The following is a 17,921-nucleotide window of genomic DNA, read 5'->3' as shown; positions in this document are numbered from 1 at the left end:
GAGGAGCAGGGAATCGCGTTGAAAAAATCTGCGGACAGCGATGATAGCGCAGCATCCGATGCGTCCGAATCGAATGAAGCTTCAGACATGGAAAGCTCCGATACAGGAGAGGACGGCAAGCCGGTCTATCATCAGGCCAACCCTGAGCCGATGCCAGACGAAGAAGCGAAGCGGCAAGAGCGGGATTACCGCAAAGGGCTGAATCGCGATGCAAGGGAGGCTGTGTCCGATTCGATCCATAAACGGGTGAAGCTCATCGTTCACCGTCCCGATTACGATATGGCGTCCCGGCAGGAATATGACAGTCTGAGCAAGGAGCTTATGCCCATCATCCGGGAAATTGCCAGCAAGACACTTCCGCTGCTGGAGCATGAGGTTTCCTCCGAATTTGCGGGGCGTCAATTTTATGGCAGCAAATTTCAAGCCGATCGTGTTGCTTACCGGGATTTCAGATATTTTGCCAGGAAGCTTCCGCCAACAGAATCTCCCTCCCTTGCAGTCGGTCTGAGGGTGGATGAGTCGGCATCGATGTCGGCCTTCGGAAGATTGGAAGCTGCGAAGCGCGCCGTGCTTGCCGTATATGAATTTTGCCGGATTTGTAGCATTCCCGTATTCATCTATGGAGATACAGCAGATGTCTCCAAGCTGGAGCAAATGTCGATCTATGCCTATGCCGATTCCGACAAACCTGATGTCAATGATCGGTTCAGACTGATGGGCATTCGTGCCAGAAGCAACAACCGCGACGGGATGGCGCTCCGAATTATGGGGGATCGGTTGGCGGCTTCGCCGCAGCAGACCCGATTGTTGATCAGCATAAGCGATGGGCAGCCCAAAGCGATGGAGGACTATACCGGAGGGTATGCGATCCAGGATATGCAGCAGACGATAGCCGAATATGAACGGAAAGGCATTACATTTCTTGCAGCGGCAATAGGCCAGGATAAGGAAGTCATCAATCAGATCTACGGGAACGAGAGATTCCTGGATATTACCAATCTAGCGGAGCTGCCTGCCAAGCTGGTTCGTATTATCGCACGGTATTTATAATTTTTGCAGTTATTTTAGCGGATCGAGAGGAGATAGCACCATGGACAAGAACAAGCGCAAGGAGCTTCAGGAGGCATTCAAGGAGATTAAAACCTATATGGGTGCCATACAAATCAAATGCAGCGTCAACGGCAAAATTTTCGTAAAAAGCTATCCCAACCTGAAAAACAAATGGTCGTCCATACAGACTCAGCTGAACCTGGGCCAGTTTCTGAATATCCAGTTACAGAAGGATTGGAAGGAGCTGGGGAGTGAAAATTTCACCTTTGAGGTGCTGGAGCAGAAGGATGCGGGCGAGATTACCGACATGCGCTGGGAGCTTAAGAAACTGGAGAAGCAGTGGGTGGAGAAATTGCAGCCCTACGGTGATAGCGGATATAACAAGGCGCCAGTGCAATAATTGATAAAACACATGGCGCACAAGCCGATATTTGCTCCCTATTGCACTTATTTCGTTGACAAAAGCTGCAGCAGCTCTGGACGAATCAACCAAAGATGGCGGCTGATATGCGCATATACGATTGCTTCCCGGTCGTCTCCATAACCTGTATATTCCGGCATTTCACGAGGAAGCCGTTTCTTGCCTTGCAAATAAGCAGGAACATAAGGATTATGTCCGATTGCTTTCTTGATTAGCTTAGTAAGCTCGGGAGATTGTCCTTTCAACCCATATTCGACAAGAATTCGGCTATAATTGAAGGCTGCGCTGCCATCTTCATCAAATTGTTGAATAAGCTTTGCCGCGCTCTTCCAATCTGCCGTCTCGATATAGGCTGACAGAAGCAGCTCGCGTACACCTTGATTATCATTCGGATTAAGCTCCAACAGCTCATTGTAATGCTTAATGGCCTCCGGCATATTTCCAAGCCCGGCATGCGCTTCTGCGTAGCCCTTCTTCGCTCTCATATAAGGTCGTGTCGGTGCATGGAGCCAGAAGTGTCCCTTATGTTCCTTGAAGAACGCTTCGCCGAAACTCTGCTCTCCGGCCAACATTCCCTGCTTGTAATAAAAGGCCGCATCTTTAAGGGAAGCAGCCGCACATTCGGCGAGTATGTTGTATGCGTCGACGCTATTGGGATCAAGGAGCAGCGCTTCCTGCGCCATCTTGATCCTTTGTTTCGGATTCGGTTCATCCCATGCAGCATACAGAAGCTCCGCAGCTTGTTCTGATTTGCTGAGACTTTTACGTTTGGCAGGCTTCGTATTTAAATTTTGTTGAAGAAATGCATTAGCTTCCTCAAGGGTGCCGAAATCCTGCTCATCGAGCAAGGTGTGAATACGCTGCATCTCCCGTTCCATCCCCATCTTTGAGAGAGGAGAAGCAGGGGATATGCCATGGCTTGATTCATTCGGCAACTGAGGCAGAAGTTCATCGAGAAAAGAGAATATCTGATTCGCCCGTTGCGATAATGTGTTGACTGAAACGTCATATTTGGCGGCCAGCTCGCTTTGGGTAGTTGTGTAACCGAAGATCTGACAGAGAATATACTCTAATGCAGCAGGGTACACCCCTATTTTTTTGGTGACTGGATCAACGGTATTGGCATATTTATTCCACATTTGGATGACCTGATGGATTTCATCGGTTTCATACAAGCTGGCGGTTTGATTAAAGAAATAAGTGGCTATCGATTTGTGCAGATCGTTATCCCATGTCAGCTTGTCCTCGATGATGTTAGCGGGTGGTTTCGGAATAGTTTGCGTTATCCGGGTGACATTGTTTCCCTCATCCTTATTCAGACAGCACTTTTTGTATTTCAAGCCGCTGCCGCAATGGCAAGGGTCGTTTCTTCCGAGTTTCTTCATCATGTGATTCCTCCGGGATCTAAGAATAACTTTAATTATTCACTGTTAATTACAGCTTGTCTATCCACAGTGAATGTGATTCAATTTTCAGGCCAACGAACGGCATGAAAAAAATCCCGGATGAGCTGAAATCATTCGGGATTTTTGATGTATTCGGAGGCCCCCCCTTTATTACTGTTCTTCCCCAGTGACAGAATGACCGGCTTCAATCACTTGCTCCCGGAGCGACAGCGCGGACTTGTGCAGCACAAGCATTTTGGCTAATGGGTCACTGCGTTTAATAACCTTGTTCTGTCTCGGCTCGAAAGCAATAGGAAGGCCAAGGCCGCTGTGAAAACGGTCGAGACTTTGGGCCGTAAGCAGTCCGGGATGAATAATGTAGCTGTTGTCCGTATGCTCAAGCGGTTGGAAAAGCAGCACGTGGTCATTGGGAATTTGAACGCTCCAGCCCATCCTCCATTCAAAGGTGCCTTCCCCGTTTGGAATGAACATTTGATGCCAGTTGTTGTCGACTTTGAATTGATGCAGCTGGAACCATCCGGATGGTTTGACACCCAAGTAGATATCCTCTCGCCTCTGCCAATAATGAATGCCTGTCAAATGTTGAATGTGGGGGATCTCTTCCGCATGCTCCGCGCCGATCTGAATCTCAGTTGCGGGATAAATTTCGACATCAATCGGAGATAGAATTGTCCAGCCGATCTCTCGGGCAGCACGGTATGGCCAGCAGGCTCCTTTCACGCGTCTTTGCTTAATCCAGCGAAAATCCTCGTCATGAGAAGGCTGTACGGTGACGTGCTCTTTTACGGGCGGTATGGCCCAGGCTGCTTTTTTGCTGAAAATGACCTCGGGCTGCATAGGTCCCCTCCTGTCTGCGGAGTTCATGTTTGGAACAAGTTGATGAAGCCTATGCGTTCTTCCTGCGGATTATGTTCAGAGTCTGAGTTTGAAAGGTGTGAGGGCTGGTAACCATTTTTGGCGTCCAAGCTGCCATTTGTGCGAATATGCATAGACTTTAGTAAAGGCGCCTCTGGAATAGACAAGTTAATGAAGGATATTAAGCCGATGAGCCTTGAATCGGAAGGGGGGAGTTCATGGCTGACAGTTGTCCACCCGATATAGATAAACCGGAAGAGAATCTTCCTGAGACAAATAAATGCCCGCCGAAACGAACTGCCATTCGCAAACGATGCAAATGCTGCCGAAAAGCTGCACTCAAAAGAAAATCGACTGGCTGCTATTGTGCGAAATGCAAGAAGCCATCGGAGCGTAAACGTTGCAAAAAGCGCAAGAAACCAAGCAAACGATGTATCAAATGTCCTCCCGGACCACAAGGGCCACAAGGGATAAAAGGGGCAAAAGGTCCAAAAGGGGACATTGGAGCTACAGGAGAAAGAGGGCCGCGTGGGTTTCGAGGACTGGCGGGCGCGACAGGAGCAACTGGCTCTAAGGGAGCCACGGGAGCAGCAGGTGCAAAAGGAGCCACAGGTGTCAGCGGAGCAAAGGGCGCGACAGGTGCTCCAGGGTCTGCGGGCGCAGTTGGTGGGACAGGCGCTACCGGAGCAGCGGGCGCGACAGGTGAGCGAGGCGAACCGGGAGTAGCCGGGGCTACCGGAGCGACGGGTGAGCGGGGCGAACCGGGAGTAGCTGGAGCGACCGGGGCCACGGGTGAGCGGGGTGACCCAGGTGTAGCTGGAGCGACCGGGGCCACGGGTGATCAGGGCGAACCGGGAGTAGCCGGGGCGACCGGGGCCACGGGTGAGCAAGGCGAACCGGGAGTAGCCGGGGCGACCGGGGCTACAGGTGAGCAAGGCGAACCGGGAGTAGCTGGGGCGACCGGGGCGACGGGTGGAACCGGAGCGACAGGAGGAACGGGAGCTACCGGGGCGACAGGAGCGACAGGAGGAACGGGAGCTACCGGAGGAACTGGTGCAACCGGAGCCACCGGAGGAACGGGAGCTACCGGGGCGACAGGTGGAACGGGAGCCACCGGAGCGACAGGTGGAACGGGAGCGACCGGAGCGACAGGAGGAACGGGAGCAACCGGAGGAACTGGGGCAACCGGAGCGACAGGAGGAACTGGTGCAACCGGAGCAACCGGAGGAACGGGAGCTACCGGAGCAACCGGAGGAACGGGAGCTACCGGAGCAACAGGTGGAACAGGAGCCACGGGAGCAACAGGAGGAACGGGAGCTACCGGAGCAACCGGAGGAACGGGAGCTACCGGAGCAACAGGTGGAACAGGAGCCACGGGAGCAACAGGAGGAACGGGAGCGACCGGAGCAACCGGAGCGACAGGAGAAACTGGGGCAACCGGAGCGACAGGTGGAACAGGAGCCACGGGAGCGACAGGAGGAACGGGAGCTACCGGGGCAACCGGAGGAACTGGGGCAACAGGAGGAACGGGAGCGACCGGAGGAACTGGGGCAACCGGAGCGACCGGAGCGACAGGAGCAACTGGGGCAACCGGAGCGACAGGTGGAACAGGAGCCACGGGAGCGACAGGTGGAACGGGAGCTACCGGGGCTACCGGAGGAACTGGGGCAACCGGACCGACCGGAGGAACGGGAGCGACCGGAGCGACAGGAGAAACGGGTGCAACCGGAGCAACAGGCGGAACGGGAGCCACCGGAGCCACCGGAGCCACCGGAGCCACCGGAGGAACGGGAGCGACTGGAGAAACTGGGGCAACCGGGGCAACCGGAGGAACTGGAGCCACCGGAGCGACAGGAGCAACTGGGGCAACGGGAGCCACTGGAGCCACCGGAGCCACTGGAGCCACGGGAGCAACAGGTCCGACGGTTACCGCGAACAATGCTTTTGTCGATGCGACGTTCTCGACGGTAGGAACGGGCAACGGATTCCCGTTCAATACGAACGTGCTGATCAATGGAACCAGTATTACGAGGTCACCGGGACTAGATACGCAAGTATTTCTAGAAGGCGGAGGAACCTATCTTGTCGTATACGAAGTAGACAGCATTCAAGGTATAGCAGCGAATGTGAATGCGCAATTCCAGCTGTCTCTTAACGGGGTGCTGAGTGGTGCCAGCTTCTCAAGCTCCCCGTTTGGCGGCTTGCAGGCTACTGCGGCAGGCACGGCGATTTTTAACACTCCGGCGGGTCCGGCCAGTACGCTATCACTTGTAAATACGAGCGGATTCAACGTCTCGGCAGGAGCTACAATGACGATTGTTCGACTTGCATAGCTGGAACGAAGCAGAAGAGCAGCCTGGGAATCTCCTCCCAAGCTGCTCTTCATCGTCAACTAATCGTTTAATACAGCACGGATATGCTCTTCCGTGATTGCCCAGTGGGTAGCGCTCCAATATTTGGCTTTGTCCTTCACCATAATAATTTGGGGCGACTCATGCTTGACGGCTACATCCTCGGCGATCTGGTTCGATACCGGGCGCGATTCAATGACCTTAACCAGCACATAATCCGCATTCGGTGCCGCGCTGGTCTTCAAATAATTGCTGAACTCGCTATATGCGTTCGCACTGACCGGACAAGTCGTGCTGTGCTTGAAAACGACCAGTGGACGTTGGCTGGATGCTTCGAATGCTGCATTCCATTCCTCGATGGTTTGAATTTCCTTTAGCTGTGAAATATGAATGTCCCCTCTCGCGAAAGTTGCTTGTCTCTATAGGCAGAAACAAGTTTTCAACATCATACCACAACGGAATTCAAGAATACAGCACGCGGCCGCAGAATTCATCCCTCAATCTATTTCTGCTGCAGCATCATGGTCCACAGATCTGCGCTTTCATAGCCAAGACGCCATGCGGCAACACCTGCCAGATCATACTTGGCAGCAATATCAATTCGCGCCTTCACAGTACCCGCTGTCTCCGCCCAGAATACATGCGTGTAGCCATTCTTGGCATAAGAGTATTTGGTCTGTCCTGAGGCGGCATCATAGACGCCCTTTGCATTATTTTCCGCAATAATGCGGGGTACTTCCTTCATAATTATCGCCTTGTTATCGACCAATGCTCCCGAAGCGTCCACACGCCATTCCCGTACATAGAAAGGAATGCCGAGCATCAGCTTGCTGCGGGGAATACCATAAGCCAGGAAGGTCTTGACGCCGTCCTCAACCCATTTCAGCTGGGCTACAGAGCCTGCTGTATCACTGCCGCTCCAATGCTGATCGTATGCCATAATCATAATCATATCGACAATGCCCGCAAGCGCGGCATGATCATAGGCGGTCTTGTGATCCCACAGGACATCCCCGCGCGGCAGGTCGATAGATACAGTCAATCCCTTGGCATGAGCCGCTTCCGTCAAGCTGCGGACAAATGCCGTATACAGAGCCCGGTCACCCCCGGCAAGCGCTTCGAAATCCAGATTGACGCCATCAACGCCAAGTGCGGCAAGCCTGCCGACAAGTGCCCCAATAAACTTCGACTTCGCAGCTTCGTCCCTTAGAAAGGCACTTGTCATCCCCGCGTCAAACTGGTTGTGCACGAGCGGTGTCAGCTTGATGCCTGCTGTTCTCATCGCTGTTACTAGCGCCGGATCGGAGCTGTCAGTCAGTGTTCCGGCTGCATCCGCAAGCTCGAACCAGGTAGGGGAATCAACATCCAGGCCCTGTGTTCCGCTGACCTGAGCCAGAACCGTATCTGTGCGGGAGGTTCCGTTCCATGCCAGATACATCAGCCCTTGCCTGTTGTTCCAGATTGCCCGGCCGTCTGCGGTGGCAACAACCGCATTCTTATATCCGTTTGCAAAATCTACTGCCCCTTTGCGGGTATGGAAATAGCGGATAATACGGTCATTCTGCTTCACCTTCAAGTAAGGCACATTCGTCCACCACTCGCTGCCATCCTTCGTTACAGCCGAACCGGACAGAGTGGAGGCGTATTTGACTGCGCTGCCCGCGCCGTAGAACGACTTTACTGCTTTGCCGTTCTGTGTCACCACGAATGAGGGCGTGTTCATATGAACGGTGCGTCCTGTAGCCGTATTCACAACTGAGCTGCCGGGCAGCATCGTTGAAGCGCGAATGGCATCGAGCAGGAAAGGGTAGAGCGGCCCGCCGCTTGTAGCGCCATCCACGGTGATATCGTATACGGGAGCAGCTTTGCGCTGCGCTTGCTTCTGCGCGGCAGTAAGGTTATCCCATATCCATTGATTGGTGGACAATTCAATGATATGTATGTTGCTGTACGCCTTGGCTGCATTTTTCGCTTCGGCAAGCGTGGCAAACGTCCAGTTCGGCAACGTTTTATCTCCTTGATACATGGCATAATTCGCATAAGTGCCGGATACCCAGCCCGGCTTCTGAAGGTCGCGGATTTGGGCGAACCGCAGCTTTTTCGCGAACGCCTTGGCTTCATTCAACGTGGCAAATTCCCTGCCTGTGGTCGAATAGCCATTCTCGTACACCTTGTAGCGGGGGAGATTGTCCCATATCCAGCCTCGGCCCTCAATTCGCTCCACATGACTGTATGGATAGCTCTTGGCAAAGGCGATCGCTCTTGCCGAAGTGGCGAACTCCTTCACCGCTCTATCATTCTGGTAGACCCGGAATTTCGTTGTCTGATCCGACCCGCTGCCTGCTGCCGACACGATGACCGCCATAGAAGCTTGCAGAATCAGCATGACAGCCAGCACTAAACTCCATTTTTGCCGCATGTGCCTGGAATCATCTCCTCTCTTAATCTACCTCATTAGACGCCTAAGAGAGGGCACGGTTGCGCAAAAAAGAAGATTGCATAAATTTGCATAATATCGCTAATGAATCAGCAGGCAAAAAAAATAACGGATCGACTGATCGTCAATCCGCTATATCGGCCCAAAACTCTTCATCCGCATCCAGTGTAATCTGTGACCGGAACACCCGGCGGTTATACTGATTGAACATATATTGCTCAATCGCTTCCAGCAGATTGGCTTCGACCAGATACTGGCTGCGCCCTTGTGTCCACACCTCCGCTGTAAATCCGTACTCCTCATCCCAGGACAGCTGCACTTCCACTTCTGTGGGCTGGATGCCCTTGCGCCCTGCAATGTTCAGACAGACCGCATTAATAATTTCGTCGGTATAAATTCGCATTGCCGCTATCTTCTCCAGTCATCCGGATTGGATGGCTTGCGGTTGTTGCGGAAGTATCGGAAAATGCCGCGTATGGCTATGAACAGCACGTAGATCGCCAGCACGTTTATTAGCAGGCCGAGAAAATCGCCGAGAAACCCGAGATTGGCGAACATTCCTCCGAACAAGAGGCCGGCAATTCCGCCGATCATCAGCCCTTTCATCAGGCTGCCTCCGCTGAAGAAGCCGCGATTCGCCTTCGTGCCTGCTGCGGGAGTACCGGGAGCCTTCGTGCCTGAGTTGCTCTCGTTAACCTGCTTCTTGGGTGTCTGCGTAAAGCTTTTCTTGGGGGACTTGATTCCGCCTCTTGGCCTGGCATCCGCCGCCCCTGCGCTGAAAGCGACGAATAGGGTGAAGGCCATTAGAAGCAACAGGGTCTTTTTCATGATGTCATTTCTCCTTCAGTTGATTTGGGGCTAGCCTAAGCGTTGCCTTTCCCTTCAATTACGACTAATATAATCAAAGGTTACACTTTTCATTCTTCTTCCGTGAATAGCGGGTCCGATTTGGGGGATATAGATGGACGCACAGAACCTTTATCCAGCGGCGTATGTACAATTCCTGATAGAATTTCACGCAACACGTGATTATTTTGAATGCCATGAATTATTGGAAGAATATTGGAAGGATCATCCCGGCGACCGTTATGCGGAGCAATGGGTAGGGCTGATCCAGCTGGCTGTCGGAGCCTATCATCACCGCAGGAACAACACGGCAGGCGCGGTCAAAATGTTCCGTCAAAGCTTAACAAGGCTGTCTGCAGACGGGCAAAAGCTGCAAGAGCTCGGTCTCGACAGCGGCAGGCTGCTCCCGCTAATAGCGGAACGAATGGCTGCGGCCGAGGAGCAGCGGCCATTCGCAGATCCCGATATGCCGTTTGCGGATGATTCGCTTGTCAGGCGGTGCCAGGTGGAATGCCAGTCAAGCGGTCTCGTATGGGGAGCGCCCAGCAGCACAGACGAAGCGCTGACGAACCGGCATACGCTGCGTGACCGGAGCGAGGTTATAGCAGCACGGCAAGCCTCGGCGGAAACGAAGCGGCAGCAGAGAGCCCAGCCTTGAACAGAGTCTTGACCTCTATAGAAAGAGGGGGCTGTCTCGAAAGTCCGTTTAGGAAATTTCAGCTCCCGATGCGAGATGCGAGTTGGGCGAAACATGCGAAACAGCAGTTTTTTCTCTTTTCTAACCCCATGAAGGTGAAATGCCTGCCAACGTGCAGGTATTTCACCTTCATTTCCCCTTAAAGGCCGATTCTCCCCAAAAATTCATGCATGATTGCAGGAATGTTGCCATTATGGCGTCTTGCAACCGAAATTCATGCACATTCGCAGGCTTCTTACTCCGCCACGCTGCCTTCAAACCACACTTGGAGTAGGGGGAAGGCTGCGCTGGGGAACCTCCCAGCCGATGCTAACCTCATATACAAGAAAAAGATGCTTCCAGCCACACTTTTTAGTGGTTTTGGAAGCATCTTTTTACATCTATAGGACTGACTCAGTGGATAGTGGATTTTTCGGACAGCCCCGCTATTGGTATCAGGATTGCTTGGCTTTCAAATGCTTGTAGCCGTCTGTCCGGAGATCAAGTCCACCGGTCTTAGGATCTATGATGAAGCCGTGCACAGCCGTTCCCGGCGGCAGCAGGGGATGATTGCGAATAATATTAACGCTGTTCTCTACACTTTCCTGAACGCTATCGAAGCCGGTAAGCCACCGCTTCAGGTTAATGCCGGAATGCATCAGCGTATCGATGGTATCGTCTTTAATGCCGTTCTCCTTCATATGATCGATAACAATCTCCGGATTAAGACCTGTCATTCCGCATTCATAATGTCCGATTACGATGACTTCCTCAGCGCCAAGCTCATAGACGGCAACGAGTATGCTCCGCATAATATTGCCGAAGGGCTGAGTGACGATTCCGCCCGCATTTTTAATGATTTTGGCATCGCCGTTCTTCAGGTTCAGCGCCTTGGGGAGAAGCTCTGTAAGACGGGTATCCATACATGTGACGATGACCATGCGTTTGTCCGGGTAACGGTCGGTCAAGTAGGGCTCATAGTCTTTGTTCTCGACGAAGCTTTTATTGAATGCTACGATCTGTTCAAGTTTGTTCATAAATGAATAGGCCTCCATCCAAATTTGTCTTTCATGCTTCTTCAGCAGGTTTCTCTGTGTACACTAATAATTCCGTCCATCATACAGCTATTGCTGGCTGCAGGGGGGCTCTTGCTACTTCACCAATCGCAGGTTGTTCGTGTAGATCTGATTGTCGCTCTTCAAGCTGAATGAGTGGCGCTCCTTGTTATAATCAATTCTCAGGTTCGGCTCGAAAAATACTGCAAAACGCGGCTCATACCATACGGCATAAGGCGTGCCGTCGGCTTGTTTGTCATCGGCATCAGGCGCTCCAATCAGCTCAAGTGCCGGCACACCGCTGACCACGCAGCCGCAGCCCTCTGTATCATACTTTAGCCTCAGGCTTCGGTTACCGTCCTCAAGCAGGCCTGACAGCTGTTCAACCGCAGAATCGGTGAAAGTAAATTGCATGTTCATTCCCTCCTCCAATCTCTCATGCTGTAAATTTCCGGCTAAAGTTGATTATACGTTTTGCAAAAAGTATGATCAAGTAGAGTCTGCAAGAAAGAAAATAATGGAAGGGTGGATTTAGCCAAATGACAACAAGCGCGGAAAATGTATTGCAAAGGTTCAATGAGCGGATTAGCCAGATTAAAAGTTATGAGGAAGCACTTGGTGTGCTCTACTGGGATTTGCGGACGGGAGCGCCCCGCAATGGCATGGAAGCCCGTTCTGAAGCGATTGGCATGCTGTCGGGCCAGATGTTCAAGCTTTCGACAGACCCTGAGCTTGGAGAATGGCTATCGGAGCTGGAGCGGCCTGAGGTCATATCGGGATTAACCGAAATCCACAGCAGATTAGTAACGGAGACACGCAAGGATTATGATCGCAGCATCAAAATCCCGCCCAAGCTCTATCAGGAATATGTCGTGCTCACCTCGCAGGCGGAATCGATCTGGGAAGAGGCCAAGGAGAAGAACGACTATGCGATGTTCGAGCCCTATCTGGACAAAATCATTACATATACGAACCAGTTTATCGATCTGTGGGGCCCCAAGGCTACCCGGTACGATACGCTGCTTGATGCTTATGAGCCGGGGATGACAACAGCTGAGCTTGACCGTGTGTTCGGAGGACTGCGCGAGAAGCTTGTTCCACTGGCTGCTGCAATTGCCGCGTCGCCGCATCAGCCGGAAACCGGATTTCTGCAGCAGACCTATGCAAAGGATGCGCAGAAGCAATTCAGCCTGTTCATTCTGGAGCAGATGGGCTTCAACTTCAGCTCCGGCAGGCTGGACGAGAGCGTCCATCCCTTCGCAACGGGCCTCAATCCGGGCGATGTCCGCATAACGACCCGCTATCTGGAGGGGGATGTGACAAGCGCGCTGTTCGGTACGATTCATGAGGGCGGACATGCGCTCTATGAACAGAACATCATGAAGGCGCTTATCGGAACAACGCTGTGTACGGGTACATCCATGGGCATTCATGAGTCGCAGTCCCGCTTCTGGGAGAATATCATCGGCCGCAGCAAGCCGTTCTGGAGCCGCTATTACGGAGACCTGCAGAAGCAGTTCCCGAATCAATTGGATGTGCCTGTCGAGGATTTCTACCGGGCGACCAATGTGGTGCGTCCTTCGCTGATCCGGATCGAGGCCGATGAGCTGACCTACAACCTGCACATTATTATTCGCTACGAGATCGAGAAGCTGCTGTTCAACGGAGGTGTGAAGGCTTCCGAACTGCCCGCAATCTGGAATGAGAAGTACAAGGAATATCTTGGTGTTGTGGCGGACAACTACAGCGACGGCGTCCTGCAGGACGTCCATTGGTCTGGCGGCGCCTTCGGCTATTTCCCTTCCTATTCGCTCGGCAACATGTACGCGGCGCAAATTACCGATACGATGGAGAGAGAAGTGCCTGCTCTGTGGGAGATGGTCGGACGCGGAGAGCTTCACCCGATCAAGGAGTGGCTAACGGATAAAATCTACCAGTACGGCAAGCTTAGAACACCTTCTGAGCTCATAACAAGCATTACCGGCAAATCGCTTGATCCCGATTATCTGGTCGCTTATTTGGAGCGGAAGTACAAGGATATTTATCGGCTGTAAGACCCGATCAGCCCATGCGGTTTCTCAAGTGGATTCACACTCTGAGAAACCGCTTTTATTTTGCGCCCAAAAGAGCCCGCTGCTCCTCACCAAACCTTTGCCGCTGCATAGGCTGAAATACAAGACATGTGCAGCAGGAGGACATCTGATGAAACGAAGAATACTGCCTTTTCTAATAGCTGCAGGGCTTATTATCGCTCTGCTGGCGGGATGCGGCAATAAAAGCGGTGAAGATCAGCTTGTGAAGGTCAGGGTAGGCGAGGTGACGAGGTCGCTATTCTATGCGCCGGAGTATGTAGCAGTGGCCAAGGATTTGTTCAAGGCTGAGGGGCTTGATGTGGAGCTCACAACAACATTCGGCGGGGACAAGACGATGACGGCACTGCTGACGGGGGGCATCGATATCGCCTTGGTGGGCTCGGAAACGTCGATCTATGTGTATCAGCAGGGGGCCGATGACCCCGTTATTAACTTTGCGCAGTTGACGCAGACCGACGGAACCTTTCTTGTGGCGCGCGATGCGGGGGAAGAGTTTCAATGGGAGGAGCTGAAGGGCAGCGTGTTCCTTGGCCAGCGCAAAGGCGGCATGCCGCAGATGGCCGGGGAGTTCACACTGAAGGGGCATGGCATCGATCCGCAGAAGGATCTTGAGCTGATCCAGAATATTGAATTTGCCAATATACCGGCTGCATTCGCCTCCGGCACGGGCGATTATGTACAGCTGTTCGAGCCGCAGGCATCGATTTTTGAGCAGGAGGGCAAGGGGAAGGTCGTTGCTTCCTTCGGGGTAGAGAGCGGACATCTTCCTTATACTGTCTTTATGAGCAAGGGGAGCTATATCGCTGAGAACGGGGAGACCACGCAGAAATTCACCAATGCGATCTACAAGGCGCAGCAGTGGGTAGCGGAGCACAGCGCAGAAGAAATTGCGGATGCCGTTCTCCCGTTCTTCAAGGATACGGATCGCGATATCGCCATCAAAGTCATTGACCGCTACAAGCAGCAGGGCTCGTATGCATTGAACCCGATCGTAGACGAGGAAGAGTGGAATAATTTGCTCGATGTCATGACAGAGGCAGGAGAGCTGGCGGCAAGACCGGCGCATGATGCGCTCGTGAACAATTCCTTCGCCGAGCATGCGCTAGACTGACATGTCTGACGGAGAAGGGGAGCTGGCGATGGACACTGTTCTGGAGCTGAGGCAGGTTACACAGGTCTATGTGAATGACAGCAGGGCGACCCTTGCCGTAGAGGATTTGTCATTCGCGGTGAAGCGGGGAGAGTTTATTAGTCTGGTTGGCCCAAGCGGCTGTGGCAAAACAACCGTTCTAAGCATGCTGGCCGGATTGCTGAAGCCGACCCGGGGGGAAGTGATCGTGGGGGGCGAGAGGGTGCTCAGTCCGTCGCCTAGAATCGGATACATGCTGCAGCAGGATTATTTGTTCCCTTGGCGCACGATTCTGGATAATGTGCTGATCGGACTGGAGCTAAGCGGCAGGAAGACGGAGCAGAGCATCGCATTCACACGCTCGCTCCTTCATGAGCTTGGATTGGGCGCGTTCGAGAAGCGCATGCCGCATGAGCTGTCCGGGGGGATGAGGCAGCGGGCTGCGCTCGTCCGAACCTTGGCGATGGAGCCCGATGTTCTGCTGCTTGACGAGCCATTCTCGGCACTGGATATGGCCATCAAGCTGCAGCTTGAGGATCTGGTGCAGGCAACCTTGAGGAAAAGAGGCAAGACTGCCGTCCTGGTCACACATGATCTGGCGGAAGCGGCAGCGATGAGCGACAGAATTATTGTGCTGGCCCGCAATCCGGGAAGATATTTCAGCTCATTTCGGATTCCGGAGGCCATGAGCAGCGCATTGCCCACGGAAGCGCGCAGAATGAGCGGGTTCCAGCCGATTTTTGACCGGATTTGGGAGGCGTTGGAGATTAGCGGGGGAAAGGAGGCGTAGTGACATGAGCATGAACATGAGCTGGATTCACGAAATTCACAAAAGGCATTTGAGCGCTGCAAGGCGGACGAGATGGGCCGTACGGGTGTCGCAAGTGCTGCTGCTGACCGGGCTGATGGGCTTATGGGAAGCAGCGGGCAGATTAGGCTGGATTGATGTGCTGCTGTTCAGCTATCCCAGCAAACTGCTGATCCAGATCTGCAACACAGCTGCTGACGGCTCGCTGTTTCCTCATCTTGGCATAACTGTGCTGGAGACAGTGGTGGGATTCATACTAGGGACAGTGTTCGGAACCGCTATTGCCGCCCTGCTCTGGTGGATGCCCTTCGTCTCCCGTGTGCTGGACCCCTTCATCGTCGTACTGAACAGCTTGCCCAAGGTAGCGCTCGGTCCTGTATTCATCGTCGGTTTCGGCCCCGGATTTATATCGATTGTAGCGACAACGCTGTCGCTTACCGTCATCATAACGACGCTGGTTATCTACAATAGCTTCCGCGAGGTTGACCAGAACTATATCAAGGTCATCTCACTGTTCGGCGGCAGCAAGGCGCAGACCTTCCGCTATGTTGTCCTCCCCGCATCCTTCCCCACGATTGTCTCCACGCTGAAGGTGAATGTGGGACTCGCCTGGGTGGGCGTTATCGTCGGCGAATTTCTTGTTGCCAAGGAGGGACTCGGTTATTTGATGATCTACGGCTTCCAGGTATTTAATTTTACACTGGTGCTCTCCAGCCTGCTCCTCATAGCTGTTGTAGCCACGTTAATGTATCAGGGCGTCACCTATATCGAAAGACTATTGATGGGATCAGACATGCGCAAACCATGAGCGTGCAGCTCGCACCGATCTCGAAGCACATTATGGAGGAGCAGGTGGCGGACGAACTTGAAGCGCGATATGGAGGAGCAGTGGCGGACGGCTTGAAGTACGATATAGAGGAGCAGGCGGCGGACGAACTTGAAGCGCGATATGGAGGAGCAGTGGCGGACGGCTTGAAGTACGATATAGAGAATCAGGTGGCGGACGAACTTGAAGCGCGATATGGAGGAGCAGTGGCGGACGGCTTGAAGTACGATATAGAGGAGCAGGCGGCGGACGAACTTGAAGCGCGATATGGAGGAGCAGTGGCGGACGGCTTGAAGTACGATATAGAGAATCAGGTGGCGGACGAACTTGAAGCGCGATATGGAGGAGCAGTGGCGGACGGCTTGAAGTACGATATAGAGGAGCAGGCGGCGGACGAACTTGAAGCGCGATATGGAGGAGCAGTGGCGGACGGCTTGAAGTACGATATAGAGAATCAGGTGGCGGACGAACTTGAAGCGCGATACAGAGGAGCAGGTGGCGGACACAAACGGAGGGTGAATGGTTGACTCCTTGTCCAGGCTAACGGTACGATAGAGGAAAATACCGGAACTATCGGATGAGCAGAGGTCACCAATCATGGGAATTCGAGTCATCAAAACCGCCCTGGCGGCGCTTGCCGCCCTCTATACCGCCTATTCTATCGGTCTGGAAACCCCTCTATCAGCAGGATTGCTGGCGATTCTTGGTGTTGAGGTGACACGGATGAAAGGGCTGAGAAGCGCCCTTGTCCGATTCGTTGCCTCTGTGCTGGGGCTTTTTTTCGCTTCGGTGCTGTTTGTACTGCTGGGATTTCATATATGGACGATCTCATTATTCATCCTGCTTGTCTTCCCGATCTTGTCTCGTGCGCAGTTGAAGGAGGGGATCGTGACAAGCTCGGTTATCGTCTTCCACGTCTTTGCCAGAGAAGAGGTGACGGTCGCCCTTATAAGCAATGAAATTATGCTGCTGCTTACCGGACTCGGCTGGGCAACGGTCATTAATATGCTCTATATGCCTAAGGAAGACAACAATCTGGCACTGCTTCGCCAGCAGACGGAGCAGAGCTTTGCCGATATTTTTCAACGGATGGGACAGACGCTTCGAGATCCTTCGCTAATATGGAACGGGGAGGAGCTGCTGCAAGCCAATGGGGCGATTGAGCAGGGGCTGCGCCGTGCAGAGGTGAGTCAGGAGAATCGATTGTGGGGACAAGCCAGAACGGCGTGGAATTATTATCCCTCTTACTTCGAGATGCGCCGTCAGCAGCTGGAATCGATTCAGCAGATGCTTGTCCAGCTTTCATTCGTCTATGAATCCTTGCCGCAGGGAGAGCTGGTGGCGGAGCAATTCGATATCTTGGCGGATAATGTGAAGTCCGAGGTCTATGAAGGAGCAGTGGAGCGCAAATTGCCGGAGCTCAAGGAGCAGTTCAGAGCGATGCCGCTGCCCTCCAGCCGCCAGGAATTCGAGGTGCGAGCCGCTATTCTTCAACTGATGCACGAGCTTGCAAGGTATTTGAATATTGCCAAGCGGCTTAAGAAGCATAGGGAAGAATAATCTCGAGCAACGTAAATGCGGGGCAGCTGGGGAGTGGATAGGAGCAACTGAAGGTTGCTTAAAAAGCGGCCGCATGGTGCGAAAAGTTCCTGCGGACGCCCACAACTGCCGTTATCCCGCAGCTCCCACAGCCGCTGCCCGGCAAGCGCAGCACACCCGCAACCCGCAACCCGTAACCCGCAACCCGCAACCCGCAACCCGCAACCCGCAACCCGCAACCCGTACCCCGCAACCCGTACCCCGCAACCCGTACCCCGTACCCCGTACCCCGTACCCCGTACCCCGTACCCCGTACCCCGTACCCCGTACCCCGTACCCCGTACCCCGTACCCCGTACCCCGTACCCCGTACCCCGTACCCCGTACCCCGTACCCCGTACCCCGTAACCCGTAACCCGTAACCCGTACC

At 53.4% G+C, this 17,921-nt stretch carries 18 protein-coding genes; 10 read left to right on the top strand and 8 right to left on the bottom strand.

Annotated features, from left to right (window positions below; translation table 11 throughout):
- Positions 1-18: 18 nt before the first annotated feature.
- Both K0T92_RS04415 and K0T92_RS04410 read left to right on the top strand, forming a co-directional pair.
- The gene (locus K0T92_RS04415) at positions 19-1,050 is read left to right on the top strand and encodes a vWA domain-containing protein (protein ID WP_219871230.1); all 1,032 of its coding nucleotides are present in this window, start codon (positions 19-21) and stop codon (positions 1,048-1,050) included.
- A 40-nt stretch (positions 1,051-1,090) separates the two neighbouring features.
- On the top strand, positions 1,091-1,450 hold the full coding sequence (locus K0T92_RS04410) for a GIY-YIG nuclease family protein (RefSeq protein WP_219871229.1): 360 nt from the start codon (positions 1,091-1,093) through the stop codon (positions 1,448-1,450).
- 47 nt (positions 1,451-1,497) lie between these two features.
- Here K0T92_RS04410 and K0T92_RS04405 read toward each other — a convergent pair whose 3' ends face one another.
- Entirely contained in the window at positions 1,498-2,859 is a 1,362-nt protein-coding gene (locus K0T92_RS04405; protein ID WP_219871228.1) for an SEC-C metal-binding domain-containing protein, read from the bottom strand.
- A gap of 168 nt (positions 2,860-3,027) precedes the next feature.
- A complete protein-coding gene (locus K0T92_RS04400; protein WP_219871227.1) occupies positions 3,028-3,714 on the bottom strand; it encodes a hypothetical protein in 687 nt (228 codons plus the stop codon).
- A gap of 236 nt (positions 3,715-3,950) precedes the next feature.
- On the opposite strand from K0T92_RS04400, the gene K0T92_RS24850 reads away from it, so the two are divergent.
- Positions 3,951-6,065 (top strand): hypothetical protein, encoded by a 2,115-nt coding sequence (locus tag K0T92_RS24850; RefSeq protein ID WP_281423104.1) that lies wholly within the window; start codon positions 3,951-3,953, stop codon positions 6,063-6,065.
- A 59-nt stretch (positions 6,066-6,124) separates the two neighbouring features.
- On the opposite strand, the gene ytxJ is transcribed toward K0T92_RS24850, so the two are convergent.
- The 4 genes from ytxJ to K0T92_RS04375 form a co-directional block, all read right to left on the bottom strand.
- Positions 6,125-6,469: a bacillithiol system redox-active protein YtxJ gene (ytxJ, locus tag K0T92_RS04390; RefSeq protein ID WP_219871557.1), complete on the bottom strand. Its 345-nt coding sequence runs from the start codon at positions 6,467-6,469 to the stop codon at positions 6,125-6,127.
- 116 nt (positions 6,470-6,585) lie between these two features.
- On the bottom strand, positions 6,586-8,502 hold the full coding sequence (locus tag K0T92_RS04385) for a glycosyl hydrolase family 18 protein (RefSeq protein WP_219871226.1): 1,917 nt from the start codon (positions 8,500-8,502) through the stop codon (positions 6,586-6,588).
- A 142-nt stretch (positions 8,503-8,644) separates the two neighbouring features.
- The gene (locus tag K0T92_RS04380) at positions 8,645-8,923 is read right to left on the bottom strand and encodes a YxcD family protein (RefSeq protein WP_219871225.1); all 279 of its coding nucleotides are present in this window, start codon (positions 8,921-8,923) and stop codon (positions 8,645-8,647) included.
- Positions 8,924-8,928: 5 nt separating this feature from the next.
- Positions 8,929-9,348: a hypothetical protein gene (locus tag K0T92_RS04375; RefSeq protein WP_219871224.1), complete on the bottom strand. Its 420-nt coding sequence runs from the start codon at positions 9,346-9,348 to the stop codon at positions 8,929-8,931.
- 133 nt (positions 9,349-9,481) lie between these two features.
- On the opposite strand from K0T92_RS04375, the gene K0T92_RS04370 reads away from it, so the two are divergent.
- A complete protein-coding gene (locus tag K0T92_RS04370) occupies positions 9,482-10,024 on the top strand; it encodes a DUF309 domain-containing protein (protein WP_219871223.1) in 543 nt (180 codons plus the stop codon).
- Between the two features lie 473 nt (positions 10,025-10,497).
- On the opposite strand, the gene K0T92_RS04365 is transcribed toward K0T92_RS04370, so the two are convergent.
- Complete coding sequence (locus K0T92_RS04365) at positions 10,498-11,079, bottom strand: beta-class carbonic anhydrase (protein WP_219871222.1); 582 nt, start codon at positions 11,077-11,079, stop codon at positions 10,498-10,500.
- Positions 11,080-11,193: 114 nt separating this feature from the next.
- Positions 11,194-11,511: an iron-sulfur cluster biosynthesis family protein gene (locus K0T92_RS04360; RefSeq protein WP_219871221.1), complete on the bottom strand. Its 318-nt coding sequence runs from the start codon at positions 11,509-11,511 to the stop codon at positions 11,194-11,196.
- A gap of 125 nt (positions 11,512-11,636) precedes the next feature.
- On the opposite strand from K0T92_RS04360, the gene K0T92_RS04355 reads away from it, so the two are divergent.
- The 6 genes from K0T92_RS04355 to K0T92_RS04330 all read left to right on the top strand — a co-directional run bounded on the left by K0T92_RS04355 (position 11,637) and on the right by K0T92_RS04330 (position 17,513).
- Complete coding sequence (locus K0T92_RS04355) at positions 11,637-13,151, top strand: carboxypeptidase M32 (RefSeq protein WP_219871220.1); 1,515 nt, start codon at positions 11,637-11,639, stop codon at positions 13,149-13,151.
- A gap of 148 nt (positions 13,152-13,299) precedes the next feature.
- Positions 13,300-14,301 (top strand): ABC transporter substrate-binding protein, encoded by a 1,002-nt coding sequence (locus tag K0T92_RS04350; RefSeq protein ID WP_219871219.1) that lies wholly within the window; start codon positions 13,300-13,302, stop codon positions 14,299-14,301.
- Between the two features lie 28 nt (positions 14,302-14,329).
- Positions 14,330-15,109: an ABC transporter ATP-binding protein gene (locus tag K0T92_RS04345; RefSeq protein WP_219871218.1), complete on the top strand. Its 780-nt coding sequence runs from the start codon at positions 14,330-14,332 to the stop codon at positions 15,107-15,109.
- Positions 15,110-15,113: 4 nt separating this feature from the next.
- Entirely contained in the window at positions 15,114-15,935 is an 822-nt protein-coding gene (locus K0T92_RS04340) for an ABC transporter permease (protein ID WP_219871217.1), read from the top strand.
- A 44-nt stretch (positions 15,936-15,979) separates the two neighbouring features.
- The gene (locus tag K0T92_RS04335; RefSeq protein WP_219871216.1) at positions 15,980-16,480 is read left to right on the top strand and encodes a hypothetical protein; all 501 of its coding nucleotides are present in this window, start codon (positions 15,980-15,982) and stop codon (positions 16,478-16,480) included.
- Between the two features lie 70 nt (positions 16,481-16,550).
- Complete coding sequence (locus tag K0T92_RS04330; RefSeq protein ID WP_219871215.1) at positions 16,551-17,513, top strand: aromatic acid exporter family protein; 963 nt, start codon at positions 16,551-16,553, stop codon at positions 17,511-17,513.
- Positions 17,514-17,921: the final 408 nt, after the last annotated feature.

Source organism: Paenibacillus oenotherae (genome assembly GCF_019443105.1).
GTDB lineage: Bacteria > Bacillota > Bacilli > Paenibacillales > Paenibacillaceae > Paenibacillus_Z > Paenibacillus_Z oenotherae.
The sequence above is the reverse complement of the archived record's forward strand: the minus strand, read 5'-3'. Positions and strand labels throughout refer to the sequence as shown.